The sequence below is a fragment of the Roseateles sp. 22389 genome (assembly GCF_052044995.1).
Classification (GTDB): Bacteria; Pseudomonadota; Gammaproteobacteria; order Burkholderiales; family Burkholderiaceae_C; genus Roseateles.
Genome location: NZ_JBQEOF010000006.1, coordinates 98,706 through 114,482, shown reverse-complemented (window position 1 = coordinate 114,482; position 15,777 = coordinate 98,706). Strand labels below are relative to the sequence as shown.

General features: G+C 72.3%; 12 protein-coding genes. 5 read left to right on the top strand and 7 right to left on the bottom strand.

Annotated elements, in window-relative coordinates; genetic code table 11:
* Positions 1–5 precede the first annotated feature (5 nt).
* From ACTJKJ_RS10615 to ACTJKJ_RS10600, 4 genes are read left to right on the top strand one after another with little or no spacing between them, the layout of a single operon-like run.
* Positions 6–1,304, top strand: a complete 1,299-nt coding sequence (locus ACTJKJ_RS10615; RefSeq protein WP_297382026.1) for a glycosyltransferase — start codon at positions 6–8, stop codon at positions 1,302–1,304.
* Positions 1,301–2,560, top strand: a complete 1,260-nt coding sequence (locus ACTJKJ_RS10610) for a GNAT family N-acetyltransferase (protein ID WP_297382029.1) — start codon at positions 1,301–1,303, stop codon at positions 2,558–2,560. The genes ACTJKJ_RS10615 and ACTJKJ_RS10610 overlap by 4 nt, the downstream gene beginning before the upstream one ends.
* A 10-nt stretch (positions 2,561–2,570) precedes the next feature.
* The gene (locus tag ACTJKJ_RS10605) at positions 2,571–4,025 is read left to right on the top strand and encodes a lipopolysaccharide biosynthesis protein (RefSeq protein ID WP_440820415.1); all 1,455 of its coding nucleotides are present in this window, start codon (positions 2,571–2,573) and stop codon (positions 4,023–4,025) included.
* The gene (locus tag ACTJKJ_RS10600) at positions 4,018–5,364 is read left to right on the top strand and encodes a 3-deoxy-D-manno-octulosonic acid transferase (protein WP_297382033.1); all 1,347 of its coding nucleotides are present in this window, start codon (positions 4,018–4,020) and stop codon (positions 5,362–5,364) included. The genes ACTJKJ_RS10605 and ACTJKJ_RS10600 overlap by 8 nt, the downstream gene beginning before the upstream one ends.
* A gap of 118 nt (positions 5,365–5,482) precedes the next feature.
* On the opposite strand, the gene ACTJKJ_RS10595 is transcribed toward ACTJKJ_RS10600, so the two are convergent.
* A complete protein-coding gene (locus tag ACTJKJ_RS10595) occupies positions 5,483–6,712 on the bottom strand; it encodes a glycoside hydrolase family 99-like domain-containing protein (protein ID WP_440820414.1) in 1,230 nt (409 codons plus the stop codon).
* A gap of 5 nt (positions 6,713–6,717) precedes the next feature.
* On the bottom strand, positions 6,718–7,812 hold the full coding sequence (locus ACTJKJ_RS10590) for a hypothetical protein (RefSeq protein ID WP_440820413.1): 1,095 nt from the start codon (positions 7,810–7,812) through the stop codon (positions 6,718–6,720).
* Between the two features lie 209 nt (positions 7,813–8,021).
* Between ACTJKJ_RS10590 and ACTJKJ_RS10585 the strand changes: the two genes are divergently transcribed.
* The gene (locus tag ACTJKJ_RS10585; protein ID WP_440820411.1) at positions 8,022–9,683 is read left to right on the top strand and encodes an asparagine synthetase B family protein; all 1,662 of its coding nucleotides are present in this window, start codon (positions 8,022–8,024) and stop codon (positions 9,681–9,683) included.
* Here ACTJKJ_RS10585 and ACTJKJ_RS10580 read toward each other — a convergent pair.
* From ACTJKJ_RS10580 to ACTJKJ_RS10560, 5 genes are all read right to left on the bottom strand, one after another.
* On the bottom strand, positions 9,577–10,899 hold the full coding sequence (locus tag ACTJKJ_RS10580; RefSeq protein ID WP_440820410.1) for an AAA family ATPase: 1,323 nt from the start codon (positions 10,897–10,899) through the stop codon (positions 9,577–9,579). The genes ACTJKJ_RS10585 and ACTJKJ_RS10580 overlap by 107 nt on opposite strands.
* Before the next feature lie 187 nt (positions 10,900–11,086).
* Complete coding sequence (locus ACTJKJ_RS10575; RefSeq protein ID WP_440820409.1) at positions 11,087–12,049, bottom strand: polysaccharide deacetylase family protein; 963 nt, start codon at positions 12,047–12,049, stop codon at positions 11,087–11,089.
* Positions 12,049–13,365 (bottom strand): putative O-glycosylation ligase, exosortase A system-associated, encoded by a 1,317-nt coding sequence (locus ACTJKJ_RS10570; RefSeq protein WP_440820408.1) that lies wholly within the window; start codon positions 13,363–13,365, stop codon positions 12,049–12,051. Before ACTJKJ_RS10570 ends, ACTJKJ_RS10575 begins: the two co-directional genes overlap by 1 nt.
* Positions 13,358–14,518, bottom strand: coding sequence for a glycosyltransferase family 4 protein (locus ACTJKJ_RS10565; protein ID WP_440820521.1), 1,161 nt, complete (start codon positions 14,516–14,518; stop codon positions 13,358–13,360). The genes ACTJKJ_RS10570 and ACTJKJ_RS10565 overlap by 8 nt, the downstream gene beginning before the upstream one ends.
* Before the next feature lie 47 nt (positions 14,519–14,565).
* Complete coding sequence (locus tag ACTJKJ_RS10560; protein WP_440820407.1) at positions 14,566–15,774, bottom strand: glycosyltransferase family 4 protein; 1,209 nt, start codon at positions 15,772–15,774, stop codon at positions 14,566–14,568.
* Between the last annotated feature and the right edge of the window lie 3 nt (positions 15,775–15,777).

Genomic DNA, 15,777 nt, shown 5'->3' with positions numbered 1-15,777 from the left:
CGGTCATGCGGCGCGTGCTCATGGTGTCCTTCCAGTTCCCGCCGATGGCGGGCAGCAGCGGCGTGCAGCGCGCCTTGCGCTTCGCGCAGCAGCTGCCGGTGCTGGGCTGGTCGCCGAGCGTGCTGACCGCGCATCCGCGCGCGCACGCGCACACCGGCGACGACCTGCTCGAAGAGATCCCGCCGGAGCTGCCGGTGCGCCGGGCTTTCGCGCTGGACGCCGCGCGGCACCTGTCGATCGGCGGCCGCTACCCGGGCTTCCTGGCGCGACCGGACCGCTGGCACAGCTGGCTGCTGGGCGCCGTGCCGGCCGGCCTGCGGCTGATCCGCCAGACGCGCCCCGACGCGATCTGGAGCACCTATCCGATCCCGACGGCGCACCTGGTCGGCTACTGGCTGTCGCGGCTGAGCGGCCTGCCCTGGGTCGCCGACTTCCGCGACCCGATGGCCCACGACGGCTACCCGGCCGATCCGGTGCTGTGGCGCAGCTTCGCCGCGGTCGAGCGCAAGGTCTTCGCGCGCGCGGCGCGCTGCACCTTCACCACGCCCGGCGCGGCGCGGCTGTATGCGCAGCGCTTCCCGGCCGCCGCCGACCGCCTGCGCGTGATCGAGAACGGCTACAGCGAGGCCGCCTTCCAGCAGGCCGAGCGCGCCGTGCGGATGGAGGGCGCGAACGCCTCGTCGTCGGCGACTGCATCGACCGCCGCGGGCCCGCGCGTGCTGCTGCACAGCGGCGTCGTCTATCCCGACTGGCGCAGCCCGGCGCGCCTGTTCGAGGCGCTGGCCGCCGCCAAGGCCGCGGGCCGGGTCGACGCGGCGCGACTGCGGCTGCGGCTGCGCGCGACCGCGCACGACGACTTCGTGCTGGCGCTGGCGCGCCGGCTGGACGTGGCCGACCTGGTCGAGGTCGCGCCGCCGCTGCCCTATGCCGACGCGCTGGCCGAGATGCTGCGCGCCGACGCGCTGCTGCTGCTGCAGTCGAACGACTGCAACGACCAGATTCCCGCCAAGGCCTACGAATACCTGCGCGCGCGCCGCCCGGTACTGACGCTGGCCGACCCGGCCGGCGACACCGCGCAGCTGATGCGCCGCGCCGGCCTGCCGCAAATCGCGGCGCTGGAGGACGGCCCCGGCGTCGCGGCGGTGCTCGACCGCTTCCTCGATGACCTGTTCCATGGCCGTGCCGCGCTGCCCGCGGCCTCGGCCATCGCCGCCGCCTCGCGCGAGTCGCGCACCGGCGAGCTCGCCCGCGTGCTCGACGAAGCCTGCGCCCCCCAGATGCCCACCGCCGAGGCCCGCCCATGACCCCGACGACACCCCACACACCGGCCACGCCGCCCCTATCCACCAACGCCCGCTGGACGCTCATCCCATTGCCGGACGCGGCCGCCTTCGCGCCGCACGCCGCCGCCTGGGATGCGCTGCAGGCGCGCGTGGCCGACCTGCCCTTCCTGGAGAGCGCCTTCCTTGCGCCGCTGCTGCGCTCCTTCGGCACCGGCCGCGAGCGGCTCGCGCTGTTCGGTGACCCGAAGGCGCCGCGCGCCGCGGCCATCGTAGCGCCGGCCGGCGCCGGGCAGTGGTCGACCTTCCAGCCCTCGCAGCTGCCGCTGGGCGCCTGGCTGAGCGACGCCGGCGCGCCGCTTGAGGCCCTGGCCGACGGGCTGCTGCGCGCGCTGCCGCTGTCGGCGCTGGCGCTGGGCCTGACGCAGCTGGACAGCCTCTTCCATCCACGCGCCGACGATGGCGCGCGCTGGCGCGGCCAGGACTACATCGACACCGCCTGGGTGGACCTCGCCGGCGACTTCGAGACCTACTGGGAAGCCCGCGGCAAGAACCTGCGCCAGAACCTGCGCAAGCAGCAGAAGAAGCTGGACACGGCCGGCACGGTCACCCGGCTCGAATGCCAGACGCGGCCCGAGGACGTCGCGCCGGCGCTGGTGCGCTACGGCCAGCTCGAGGCCAGCGGCTGGAAGGGCTCCGAAGGCACGGCGATCGCGCCCGGCCATCCGCAGTACGAGTTCTACCGCGCGATGCTCGAGGCCTTCGCGCGGGACGGCCGCGCGCGCCTGTACCAATACTGGTTCGACGACGCCGTTGTCGCGATGGACCTGTGCATCGAATCGGGCTCGAAGATCGTGATCCTCAAGACCGCCTACGACGAGGCGCACAAGGCGGTGTCGCCGTCGACGCTGATGCGGCAGCTGCAGTTCCAGCAGCTCTTCGAGGCCGCCGCCGCGGGCGGGCCGATCCGCCGCATCGAGTTCTACGGCAAGGTCATGGAGTGGCACACGCGCTGGACCGCCGACGCGCGTCCCATCCACCACGCCACGCTGTACCGCTGGGGCTGGGTGCCGCGGCTCAAGCAGTGGCTGCGCCGCGGCCCGGCCACGGCGACCGCGCAGCCGGCCGAAGCCGGCCCGGCCGCCGCCGAAGCGCTGGCACCGACGGCCTCAGCCACGACGGCGCCCGCCCCGACCGGTGCGCCGGTCAACACGCCCCACGCGGGCGCCGCGACGGGCGCGCCGGGCGCTTCGTCCGCACGGGCGGAGTCCGCGCCATGAAGGGCGACGCATGAGCAAGTCGCCGACCGTGCGCGGCGCGCTGGCCTGGTCCTTCGCCGAGCGCTACCTGAGCCTGCTGATCACCGTCCCGACGACGATGATCCTGGCGCGGCTGCTGACGCCGACCCAGGTCGGCGTCTATTCGCTGTGCGCGGTGGTCACCAACCTGGCCTCGATCCTGCGCGACTTCGGCGTCAGCGAATACCTGATCCAGGAGCGCGAACTGGACCGCGAGAAGCTGCGCAGCGCCTTCACCATCACGCTGCTGATGGCCTGGGGCATCGCGCTGGCCATCCTGGGCAGCCGCTTCCTGCTGGCCGACTGGTACCACGAGCCGCTGCTGGCCGACCTGCTGCTGGTGCTGAGCCTGAATTTCGTGATGCTGCCGCTGGCCTCGCCGACCTTCGCGCTGCTCAACCGCGAGATGGCCTTCCACCAGGTCTTCATCGTCCAGGTCAGCGCCAATGCCGCCAACGCCGTCACCAGCATCGCCCTGGCCTGGCGCGGCCATGGCGCGATGAGCCTGGCCTGGGGACCGGTGGCCGGGATCGCGGTCCAGGTCGCCGTGCTGGTCTGGCTGCGGCCGCGTGACGCGCTGCTGCTGCCGCGGCTGCGCGGCGTCGGCCGCCAACTGCGCTTCGGCGCGATGTTCACCGGCTCGCGGCTGGTCGAGTCGGGCTCGCGCAACGGCCATGAACTGATCATCGGCAAGGTCTTCGGCTTCACCGCGCTGGGCCTGTTCAGCCGCGCCACCGGCTTGATCGACCTGCTGGCGCAGACCGTCAGTTCCGCGATCCTGCGCGTGGCCACGCCGGCCCTGGCCGCGGACCACCGCGCCGGCCACAGCCTGGTGGCGCCCTACGCCAAGGGCACCGCCATCTTCACCGGCATCGCCTGGCCCTTCATGGGCGGCGTGGCGCTGCTGTCGGGCGACATCATCGCGCTGCTGTTCGGCCCGCAGTGGCACGAGGCCGCGCCGCTGGCGACGCTGCTCGCGCTGGCCGGCCTGCCCTACGCGCTGACGATGCTGGCGCCCAACGCGCTCGCGGCCACCGGCCAGATCCGCCGCCGGCTGTCGGTGGCGCTCTGGTACGGGCCGACGCACCTGGCCTGCGTGGGCCTGGCCGCCGTGTGGAACCTGCATGCGGTGGCCGCCGTCTTCGTGATCGGCAACCTGGTGCAGGTCGCGATGTACACCCGCCACCTGACCGAGGTGCTGCAGGCCCGCCCGCGCGAACTCTTCGGCCCGAGCGCCGTCAGCGCGCAGCTCGCGCTGGGCTGCTGCGCCGGCCTGGGCCTGGCGCAGCTGGCCAGCCACGAGCTCGGCCTGCCGCTGGTGCCACGCCTGGCCCTGTGCGTCGTGGCGGGCGCGCTGGCCTGGCTGGGCTGCGCCACGCTGCTGCGGCATCCGGCGATGACCGAGGTGCGACGCGCCCTCACCCATTTGCGGAGCCGCCATGCCTGAGCTGACCCCGTCCCTGCCCGCGCCGGTGGCGCCGGCCCCGAGCCGGCGCGGCGAAGCGCTGCGCTGGGCGCTGTTCCGCGCGCTGGAGCGCCTGAGCGACCTGCGCGGCAACAACACGCTGGGCGCGTTCGCGCTGACGCCGGCGGACGCGCGCGGCCCGGCGCTGTGGTTCTACGTCACCACCATCGGCGAGCTCAACGCGGTGGCGCCGATGATCGAATGGCTGACCGCGCAGCGCCCCGACCTGCGCCCGGTGCTGATCACCGAGCACGCGCATTATCGCGAGGCCTACCTGGCGCGCCTGCCGCAGGCGGCGGTCTGCATCAGCCGCGGCCACAGCAGCGACGCGCGCCGGCTCGCGCGCGTGCTGCCGCCGGCGATGCTGGCGCTGGCCGAGATCCCCTGCCTGCCCTCGGAGGCGCCCTGCCGCTTCTCCTACGCCTTCCTGCGCGAGGCGCGCCGCCGCGGCGCCGCCACGCTGATGCTCAACGGCTGGCTCTATCACTACGACCCGCCGGCGCGGCTGGACCAGCTCGAGCGTCGCCTGCTGGAGCGCGACTTCCTCGGCGCCTTCGACCTGCTGTGCGTGCAGGACGCCGAGACCGCGCGCGCGCTCCAGGCCCGCGGGGCGCCGCGCGAGCGGCTGCAGGTCACCGGCAACATGAAGTTCGATGCGATGCGGCGGGCCGACTGGCGCGTCGAGCAGGCCACGCGCAGTCCGCGCCTGCTGGGCGAGCTGCTGGCCACCGACCGTCCGGTGATCGTGGGCGGCTGCGTCACCGAGCTGGCGGAGCAGCGCCAGGTGCTGGGCGCCTTCGAGCAACTGCGCCGCACGCATCCGCGCGCGCTGCTGATCCTCGCGCCCCGTCATCCGGAGAACCTGGAGCGCATGAGCGCGCTGCTGGCGCAGCTCGGCGAGGCCGGCCTGGTGGTGGCGCGGCGCTCGCAGCTGGAGGACGGGCCGCTGGCGCCGCAGGTGCAGTGCCTGGTGCTGGACACCGTCGGCGAGCTGCGGGACTTCTATGCCGCGGCCAGCGTCGCGCATGTCGGCGTGGACCACAACGTGCTGGAGCCGCTGGGGCTCAACAAGCCGCTGACGATCCGCGGCGGCTGGGACACGACCTATCCGTCCTACCCCGTCTACCGGCTGCTGCGCGACCGCGGCGTGCTGCACGAGTGCGATGACGAGGCCAGCATGTGCGACTACTGGCTGGCCGCCATCGACCGCGCCCCACGCATCGCCGAGGACCTGCGGCGCACCGAGGAGGCGCTCGCGTCGATGCGGGGCTCGGTGGCGCGGCATCAGGCCGCCTGCGCGGCCTGGATCGGGCGGCGCTGAGCCGGCAGCGCCGGAACCCGGGCCGCTCGACGATTCGATGACTCGATGACTCGACGACTCGATGGCCCGGTGCCCCGCGCTCAGGGGCGTCGTCGATGGCTCCAGCCCGTGATGCCGCTCAGCGGCCCGGGCGCAGCGCGTCCCGGGTCGCTTCCAGGTAGGCGTGGCCGTTCATCGTGTCGGGCTCGAGGTGGTTGCCCTCGGCCCATTCGTTCCACGCATTGATGAACACCACCTGGCGCTGGGGCGGCTGGTGCTGGCGCGTCCAGGCGAGCGCCGCCTCGAGCCAGCGCCGGTAACGCGCCGGCGTGTTGTTCATCAGGATGGTCGCGCCGGCCGAGCGCCGCGCGCTGTTGTCGAAGCCCGGGCTGACGCAGCGCAGGAAGGGATAACGCGGCGCGGGCTTGGCCAGCACGCCGTCGACCATGCGCTGGTAGTCGAAGAAGTTGTGCTCGCCGTAGGCCTTGGGCAGCAGGCCCAGCGCCATCAGCAGCCGCGATTTCCAGCCGGTGAAGTGCCGCCCGCCCAGGCGCCGCCAGTCGGGCGCGAACTCGATCGACAGGTCCAGCCCGACCTCGCGCGGATCGGCGCCGGAGCCGCTGCCGCTCCATTCGAACTGGGCCAGCGTCAGCTCGCCGACGCCCTCCTCGCGCGCGATGCGACGCCAGGTCTCGAGCGTGCGGCGCGGATCGGGCAGGTGGTCGACCTTGTAGACGATGAACAGTGGCTTGCCGTCGATGCGGATGTAGCGCGGATCGCGGAAGTGCGGCAGCAGCGTGCGGATGTGGGCCTCGTCGTCCTCGTCGGAGTAGCGCTGCTGCATCAGCATCTCGCGCTCGCTGCCGTTCCAGGCGCGGCTCCAGTTCTCGTTGGCCCAGGCCAGGCAGTAGGGGAAGTCGGGCTCGCCGCTGGCGCGGATCTCCTCGACCGGGCGCTCCAGCAGCCGGTGGCCGTTGAACCAGTAGTGGTAGTAGCAGAAGCCGCCGATGCCGTACTGCCGCGCCAGCGCCGCCTGCGCGGCGCGCGCCTCGGGCAGGCGCAGGTCGTAGAAGCCGAGCTCGCCCGGCAGGTGCGGCTGATGATGGCCCTTGTAGAGCGGCCGCGCCTTGGCGACGTTGCGCCACTCGGTGAAGCCCTTGCCCCACCAGGCGTCGTTCTCCGGGATCGGGTGGAACTGCGGCAGCACGATGGCGATCGCCAGCGGCTCGTCGGGCGAGGACGCGGGCAGCGATCCGGCCTCCACCGGGGCGCTGGAACCAGCGGTGTCAGCGGCGCCGACGGCATCAGCGGCGGCTGGCACGGCAGCGGCGACGGGCGGCTGCGGCGTGGCGAGGGCATCAGGGGTCATGCGGCTCATCGGACAGCGGGAGCTTGCAGCGCCTCGCGCCATTGGGCGGCGATGGCGCGCGTGGAGTAGTCGCGCTCGATGGCGGGCATCGCGGCGCGGGCTCGGGCGGCCAGCGGGGCCGGGTCGACGAGGTGCTCGGCGAGGCGGTCCCACTCGTCCAGCGCGCAGAAGGCGCGCCAGGGCTGGTAGTCGGGCAAGGGATCGGCCATCACCGGCACGCCCTGGGCCAGCGCCAGCAGCATGCGGTTGTTGCTCTTGGCCATCGTGAAGGCGGTCATGCGGGCCGGCAGCAGCACCAGGTCCTGCTCGCCCAGCAGCGACAGGAAATGCAGCCGGTCCCAGGGCCGGTAGCGGTGCGGGAAGGCGGCGCGACCCAGCAGCTCGCGGTAGCGCTGCTCGGAGTTGCTGACCACCGTCAGCCGCAGCGGCTGCCGCCGCGACGCGACTTCCAGCAGCGGCAGCAGGCGTTCGAGCTCGGCCATGCCGCCGGTCGCGTAGGCGCTGCCGTGATTGCCGAACCACATCAGCTGCCGGGCTTGGCGGCGCTGCGCGCGGTGCTCGCGCAGTTCGCGCCAGGCGCGCCAATGGCCGCCCCAGCGGCCCGGATGCAGGCGATGCGGCAGCGATTCGAAGTCGCGCGCCGCCGCCGGCGTCTCGACCGGATCGCCGACGACCCGCACCGGCGCGGCGGTCCGCAGGTCCGGCGGCAGTTCGGCCTCCAGCAGCGGCTTCAGGCCCGGCGAGGAGACGGTGAACAAGCTGAACAGCGGCAGCGCCTCGCGGTAGGCGGCCAGCAGCTCGGCGCGGGCCGGATCACCGGATTCGTTCAGGAAATAGTTGTCGAAGCTGTCCAGCACCAGCCGGGCGCCGCGCTCGCGCGCCTGGGCCAGTTGCGCGGTCCGCGCGCGCAGCGCGCCGGGCGATCCCGCATCCAGCAGCCACTTCGCCTGCACCACCAGCACGCCGCCTGACGGCAGCGCCGGCGATGACGCTGCCGGATCCAGCACGCGCGACGCCAGGCCCGAGCGCCGCAACTCGCGGCTCGGCATCAGGCAGCGCAGGCGCACGCCGGCGTAGGCCGGGTTCAGCGCGTGAGGCATCCAGTGAATCTGCAAACCGGCTCCAGCACCCGCCACCGGCGGCGGGCAGGCCGCGATTGTGCGGCATGGCCGGGACGCGCACCGGGCCCGCGCTCCCCGCGAACCCAGGGGTCCGCGCGGGTGGAAGCGCCGCGTTTCCACGACAGAATCCCCCAGCCCGCGCGCGCACCCTTTCCGCACCGCGGTCGGACCCCGGACCGCCCAGAACGATGACGAGCACCGCCCTTTTCCTCTCCACCGGACAACCGGCCCTGCCGGGCCTTCCCGCCGACGCCCCGGCCGCGCAACGCGACGCCGCCTGGCAGACGCTGCTGTCGGCGACCGATCCGGCACCGGCGCTGGCGCAGGTCGGCGGCCGCTTCTCGGTGGCGTGGCGCCAGCCCGGCGGCCGCACCGTGCTGGCGACCGACCGCTTCGGCATCGAGCCGCTGTGCTACCGCATCGTCGGCCATGAGCTGCAGGTCGCCACCCGCGCGGACGACCTGGCCGGCGACGAGGTCGACCTCGATCCGCAGGCGCTGTTCGACTACCTCTATTTCCATGTCATCCCGTCGCCGCGGACGGTCTTCCGCAACACCTTCCGCCTGCCGCCGGGGCATGTGGGCATCTTCGAGCGCGGCGAGCTGCGCGTGCTGCCCTACTGGACGCCGACCTTCCGCGCCGAGCCGGCACCGCGGCTCGAGGACCTGAAGGACGAGTTCCGGCAGATCCTGGAGCGCTCGGTGCAACGGGCGATGCAGGCGCCGGACGCGGCCTGCTTCCTGAGCGGCGGCACCGACAGCTCGACGGTCGCCGGCATGCTGAGCCGCGTCGCGGGCCGGCCGGCGGACACCTACTCGATCGGCTTCGAGGCCGAGGGCTACGACGAGATGGCCTTCGCGCGCGTCGCGGCCAAGCACTTCGGCTGCCGGCATCACGAGTACTACGTGACGCCCCGGGACCTGGTCGACGGCATCGCCAAGGTCGCGACCCACTACGACCAGCCCTTCGGCAACAGCTCGGCGCTGCCGGCCTACTACTGCGCCCGGCGCGCGCACGACAACGGCGTGCGGCACCTGCTGGCCGGCGATGGTGGCGACGAGCTCTTCGGCGGCAACACCCGCTACGCCAAGCAGACGGTGTTCTCGTGGTACGGGCGCGTGCCGGGACCGCTGCGGGACTTCGTGCTGCAGCCGGTGTTCGGCTCGCCGGTGGGCAAGCTGCCGCTGCTGAAGAAGGGCGCGAGCTACATCGACCAGGCCCGCGTGCCGATGCCCGACCGCCTGCAAAGCTACAACCTGCTGACGCGGCTGGGCCTGGGCGAGGTGCTGGAGACCGACTTCCTGCGACGCGTCGATCCGCTGGGTCCGCAGAAGCAGCAGCGCCAGGTGTGGAACGCGATCAAGACCGGACGGCTGGTCGACCGCATGCTGGCCTTCGACTGGCGCTACACGCTGGCGGACACCGACCTGCCCAAGGTGGTGGGCACGACCTCGCTGGCGGGCACCTCGGTCGGTTTCCCGATGCTGGACGACGAGCTGCTGGCCTTCTCGGAGCGCCTGCCGGCGGACTACAAGCTCAAGGGGCTGAAGCTGCGCTGGTTCTTCAAGGAGGCGCTGCGCGGCTTCCTGCCCGACGAGATCATCGTCAAGAAGAAGCAGGGCTTCGGCCTGCCCTTCGGCGTCTGGGCGACGCGCGACGCGCAGCTGCGCGCGCTGGCGGAGGATTCGCTGGGCAGCCTGGCCACGCGCGGCATCGTCCGGCCGGCCTTCATCGAGAGCCTGCTCAAGCAGCGACTGCCGGAGCACCCCGGGTACTACGGCGAGATGGTGTGGATCCTGATGATGCTGGAGCAGTGGCTGCGAGGGCGGCGGCCGAACTATCGGTTGTGAGTCTCGACAGCTCCAGCTCCCTCAGCCACACCGCGGCTTGTGCGTCCTCCAACACGTAGGGGCCGTCGCCGCTCCACACCAGGTTGGCCTCGCAGAGCCGGGTGAGCGCAACGCGGATGTCGCCCGGCGAGGTGGGCCGCGCCGGCGTGCCCGGCATCGCTGCCAGCAGCGCCGAGATCCGCTCCCCCGCCGCCGGAAAGAACGGCGCGAAGGACGGCCCTGCCTCCGCCATCGATCGCAGCACCGCCTGGTCCAGCGGATCCAGCTTCATCAGCCGATGCAGGAACTCCTGCCGCTCGGCATCGATGTGCCGGCGTGCCATCCGCAACAGCAACTGCTCCTGGCTCTCCGCGGTGGTCGCCACCCGGGCGCTGGCAGCCTGGCAGGCGATGTGGAACACCTCCGGCCGGCGCAGGCAGATCTCGAAGGCCTGGCCCATGGCGTCGAGCGCGGGGAGAAAGGCCGGCGCGTGGGCGGCCCGCTCCCATTCGAAGTAGTCCTCGCCCCCCAAGGTCGGCATCGCCTTCAATGGGGCGCAGTAGAACGCCTCATGCTTGTAGCGGACCAGCCGCTCGATCTTCGCGTGGTGCGAGCCGGTCATCAGCAGCCGGAACATCAGCAGCTCCCGATTGCTCAACTGGTCGCGTGCCGACTTGAGCATGAACATCACTTCGCGCCCGTAGGCGGTGGTCTGCGTGTGCTGGGCTTCGTCGACGATCAGCACGACGGTGCGCCGCGTCAGGTTCGAAAGGCGCTCCAGCGATTGGCGCAGCGAGGGTTGCAGCGCCGGCGCCGGGGCGGCCTTGTCCATGTCGAGTTCGAGGCCCGGCACCTTCAGTCGGGACAGGCGGAACCGCTCCAGCACCGCTTGCGCCGCGGATTTGCGCGCCTTCAGCGCGCGGGCCACCAGTCCGACGATCACGGCGCCCGGGTCCTCGGCGCGGTGCTCCCAAAGGTCGGCGTAGAGGACAAGCGCGCGATGCTGACGCTCGAGTGCGGGAATCAGGTCATGGCGGATGAAGGTGCTTTTCCCCGTGCGGCGGGGCGCGGTGAGGAACATCCCGGAGGCGTAGGAGCGCGACATCAGGCTCGCGGCCAGATCCTCGGCCAGCGCCGGACGGTGGAAGACCCGCTCATCGATCGCGGGGCCGGCGCGGTGCTCCGGCTCGCGCGCCGCGCGGATGCGATCAAGGATGCGATGAAGGACTTGCAGCATGGGTTCACCTCCAGGCCGTCCATTCTTGGGCCGCCAGCGCGCGGTGAATTTCACCCAGGTCATGTCGGCCGGTCGCTCGTTGCGCCGCGCCGACGATCGCGTGATCCACTACTTTGCGTGATTGCGCCCATCCGCTGGCGCGCCATCGGTCACGCGCCATCGGTCACGCGCCCTCGAGGGCGCGCGCTCAGACGACCGCCGCCGGCCCGCCCATCCGCGCGTTGCGCATCATGCGGGCCGCGAACATCGCGGTCGATCGCCCCCAGGGCGTGTAGCGCGGCAGCTGGAAGCAGTCCGCGCCCGGCAGCGCCACGCCGGCCGCGGTGCTCACCGCGGCCTCGAAACCCAGCTCGCGCAGCATGGCCGCATGGCCGGCGTCGTAGTCGCGCACCGGCCGCCCGTTCGGATACGCGAAGCTGCGCACCGGCCGGTCCAGCAGCGCGGCCAGGTGGTCGCGCCCGGCGCGCACCTGCTCGCGCGCGCCGTCCGGCGTCAGCGTCGTCAGCACCGTGTGGTCCACCGTGTGGCCGCCGATCTCATGGCCCGCGTCGGCCAGTTGCCGCAGCTGCGCGTCGGTGAGCATCAGGTCGTCCGGCATCGCGCCCACCGGCAGCGCCGCCAGCATCCGCCGCAGCTGCGCCTCGCGCTCGTCCGGCGCCAGGTACTTCAGCTGCACCTGCAGCGCCGACACCGCCTTCAGCCGCTCCTCCACCGTCGCCACCGGATGCACGCCCATGCCCACCGCCGCCAAGTCCAGCACCGGCCCCGGCACGCGCCGCACGAATTCGATCACCGTGTCGCTGAACATGCGGCCGCCGTTGAGGTAGCCGGTGGCGACGAACACCGTCGCGCGCGCGCCGTGGCGCGCCAGGATCGGATGGGCCACGGTCCAGTTGTCGGCATAGCCGTCGTCGAAGGTGATGCAGGCCGCGCGCCGCGGCAGGCGACGCTCGCGCAGCGCGGCCGCGGCGTCGCTGACGGTCATCAGCGTGAAATGCCGCGCCAGGAAGGCCACCTGCGCCTCGAAGCGCGCCGCGTCGATCTCGCCCGGGCGCAGCGCGTCGGGCGACGGCAGCACGCGGTGGTAGATCAGGATGCTCAGCGCGGACTCGCCGCGCGGCCAGCCCAGCAGGCTCAGCCCCGCCAGCATCAGGCGCTCCCCCAGTACGGCGAATGGACGTCGCGCGGCCGCTGGCCCGCGGCGATCGCGGCCTGCTTGCGCTGCGCCATCTCGGCCGCGACGATCCGGTTCACCACCACGACGATCAGCACGAGGTAATACGGCAGGTCGAAATAGACCAGGCTCAGGAAGGCCCCGCCGGTGGCGTAGCCGATCAAGCCCACCTGGCACATCGCCGCCAGGTCGCGCGCCCACTGCAGGTCCGGCTCGGCCTTGCTGGCGCGGATCGTCGCGCCGGCCAGTCGCCAGGTCATCGCGAAGATGCCCACGAACAGCGCCAGCCCCATGAAGCCGTGCTCGCCCATCGCCTGGAAGTAGATGCTGTGGGCCGTCAGCGGGATCGAGGGATCGGGCGCGTACTTCGCGAACACCGCCGCCCCCGCCACGGTGAAGCCGCCGCCGAACGGGAACAGGTCGGTCGCCAGCCGCCAGGCCATCTGCCAGGCGTTGATGCGGCCCATGGCCGACGCGTCCTGGTCGTAGGTCCTGATGGTCTCCATCCGGTCGGTCCAGCTGTCCGGCATGAAGACGAAGATCAGCGGCAACGCCACCAGCACCACCAGTGCCAGCGGCAGCTTGTTGCGGCTCTTGAGCCACATGAAGAAGGACATCATCACGATCGCCAGGAAGGCCCCGCGCGACTGCGAGCCCACCGCCGAGGCCATGCACAGCAGCATCGCCACCGTCGCCAGGTGCCGCTGCCAGCGCTGGGTCGACTGCAGCTGCAGGTAGCGGATCAGCGGCACCGTCATGATGGTCGCCAGCGCCAGCGAGTTGTTGTCCTCGATGAAGGAGCCCTCCGGCCCCCACACCCGCGCCGAGCCGCCCGACAGCACGGTGAACACGCCGCCCTTGATGCCGTAGTAGCCGATCGAGACCACCAGCACCAGCACCAGCCAGTCCAGGTCTCGCCGGCGCTGCACCACCAGCAGCGACACCAGCACCATCAGCAGCACCTTGAAGGCGCGCGACCAGAAGTGCATCTCCTTGTCGGGATAGAACGAGAACAGCAGGGGCGACACGCCGATCCACACGATCCAGATCCCCAGCAGGATCGTGACCGCGTTGACCGGGAACTTCACCAGCTTGTCGCGGTGGATCAGCAGGCTCAGGAACAGCGTCAGCGCGATCAGCATCGACCACGGCGCGTCGTGCGCGAAGCCGTAGGCCAGCCGGTGCGGGTTCATCACGCCCATCCACACCCAGCCCAGCACGCCCCAGAGCGGGTCCTTCAAGGTCTTGTAGATCAGGGCCGTGAACAGGCCCAGCATCAGCAGGTCACGCATGGCGCAGCTCCGGCGACCGCCGCGCGGCCAGGATGCGGTGGAAGAGATCAAGCTGGCCCTGCGTCGTCGCCTCCCAGCTGAAGCGCTCGGCATAACGACGGGTCGCGGACCGGTCGCGCGGCGCGGCGCGCAGCCGGCGCACCGCCTCGGCCACGCCGGCGGCGCTGCGTTCGGGCATCAGTTCGCCGGCCTCGGGCGCGGCCACGACTTCGGGCGTGCCCCAGACCTTCGACGCCGCCACCGGCGTGCCGCAGGCCATCGCCTCCAGCAGCACGTTGGCCCAGCCTTCGCGGCTGGAGGCCAGCACCAGCGCGTCCACGCCGGCATAGACCTCGCGCAGGCGCGCCTGCGGCAGCGCACCCAGGAAGCGCACGCGCGAGTTCACGCCCAGTTGCACCGCGAGGCGGCGCAGCGCGCCCTCCTCGGGGCCGGCGCCGGCGATCAGCAGGTCGACGTCGGGCAGCTCGGCCAGCGCGCCGATCACCAGCTCATGGCCCTTGCGCTCGATGAGGTGGCCCACCGAGGCCAGCGTGAAGCGACCCGGCGCGAGCTGCAACGCGGCGCGCGCGTTCTCGCGTCCACCGGGATGGAAGAGCGCCAGATCCACGCCGTTGCGCAGCGCGGTCACCTTCGCCGCATCGGCGCCCAGCGCGACCAGCTCGTCCTTGAGCGCCTCGCAGACGGTGATCATCGCGTCGGCCTGCTCAGCCGCGCGCAGGATCAGCTTGCGCGGGAACGGGTACTCGGGGATGAGGTTGATGTCGGTGCCGCGCGCGGTGATCACCAGCGGCTTGTTCAGCGCCTTGGCGACGAAGGCCGCGGCCACGCCGTCGGGATAGAAGTAGTGCGCGTCGATCAGGTCGAAGTCATGGCCCCGCGCCTGCAGGCGCCTGGCCGCGCGCAGGAAGGTCCAGGCCAGCGTGTAGGGCGCGCTGCTCATGCCGACCTTGGGCAGGCGGATGAAACGCGGATGCTCGACCTCCAGGCCGTGGCGCGACTCGCGCGCCGGCGTGGCGGCGAACTTGCCGTATTCGCCGAAGCGCTCGCCCTTGAGCGGGAACCAGGGGACCGGCGCGATCACGCGCGACTCGGCCTGGCCCGAGGCCACCAGGTGGCGCAGGCGCGTCTCCACGAAGATGCCGTGGCTGGGCATCACCGCGCTCGGGTACAGCGTCGAGAAGGTCAGCAGCTTGAGCACGCTCAGACCCTCGCATCCGTGGGCCGGGCCGCGCCGGCCACGCCGCGGCCGGCCCGCAGCGACTGGCCCAGCGCGACCACGCGCTCGGCGTTGCCGTGCCAGGTCAGGTGCAGGCGGCCGATGGTGGCGCGGGCGCCCTGCCCCAGCTGCTCGCGCAGCGCGGCGTCCGAGGCCAGACGCGCCAGGCACGTCTCCAGCGCACCGGCCTCGGCGGGATCGAAAAGCAGCGCGTTGAGGCCGTCATCCAGCACTTCCTCAATGTTGGGCGTGCTCGGCGCGACGATGGCCTTGCCCAGCGCCAGGTACTCGAAGAGCTTGAGCGGCGACGCGTAGGCCACCACCGCCGGCTGCAACGCGATGTCGAAGGCGGCCACGTGCGCCGGCACCTCGTCGCGCGAGACCACGCCGGTGAAACGCACGCGCTCGCCCAGCGCGAGCTCGGCGGCCAGCCGCTCCAGGTTGGCGCGCTCCGGGCCGTCGCCGACGATCAGCAGCCGCGCGCTCGCGGGCGCCGCGGCGGTGGCCATCCAGCGGATCACCTTGTCCATGCCGTGCCAGTCCCGCACGAAGCCGGTGAAGCCCAGCACCAGCGCGTCGTCCCAGCCCAGCGCGCGCTTGGCCTCGGCGGGCGAAGGCGCGGCGTCGAAGTGGGCCTCGTTGATGCCGTTGGGGATCACGACCATGCGCTCGACCGGCACGCCGCGCGTGGCGACCATCGATCCCAGCACCCGCGTCACCGGCAGCACCGCGTCGGCGCCGCGCCAGACCGTGTCCTCGGCCCAGCGCGCGACGCGCGGCAGCGCCAAGCCGCCGAACCTGGCGCGCTCGTCCACCAGCGGCGCGTTCACCTCCAGCAGCAGCGGCAGGCCGAGCCGCTTCTTCAGCATCAGCCCGCTGAGCAGGTAGAGGTTGTAGCGCTCGTAGATCAGGTCGGGCTGGAACTCGCGCGCCGCGGCGGCCAGGCGGCGGTAAGCCACCAGCGAGTAGGCCAGCTCCAGCAGCTCGTAGACGAACTTGGGCAGCTTGGCGCGCAGGCGATGCACCCAGCCGGCGTCGTCGCCCATCTTCGATTTCTCTTCCGGCGCGGATTCGCCGCCCGGCGCGACGACGCGCACCTCGTGGCCGAGCGCGCGCAGCGAGCCGATCATTTCCTCGATGTGAACCGCCTGGCCATCCTTGGACGCGGTGCGATGGTGATACAGGATCTTCATGCC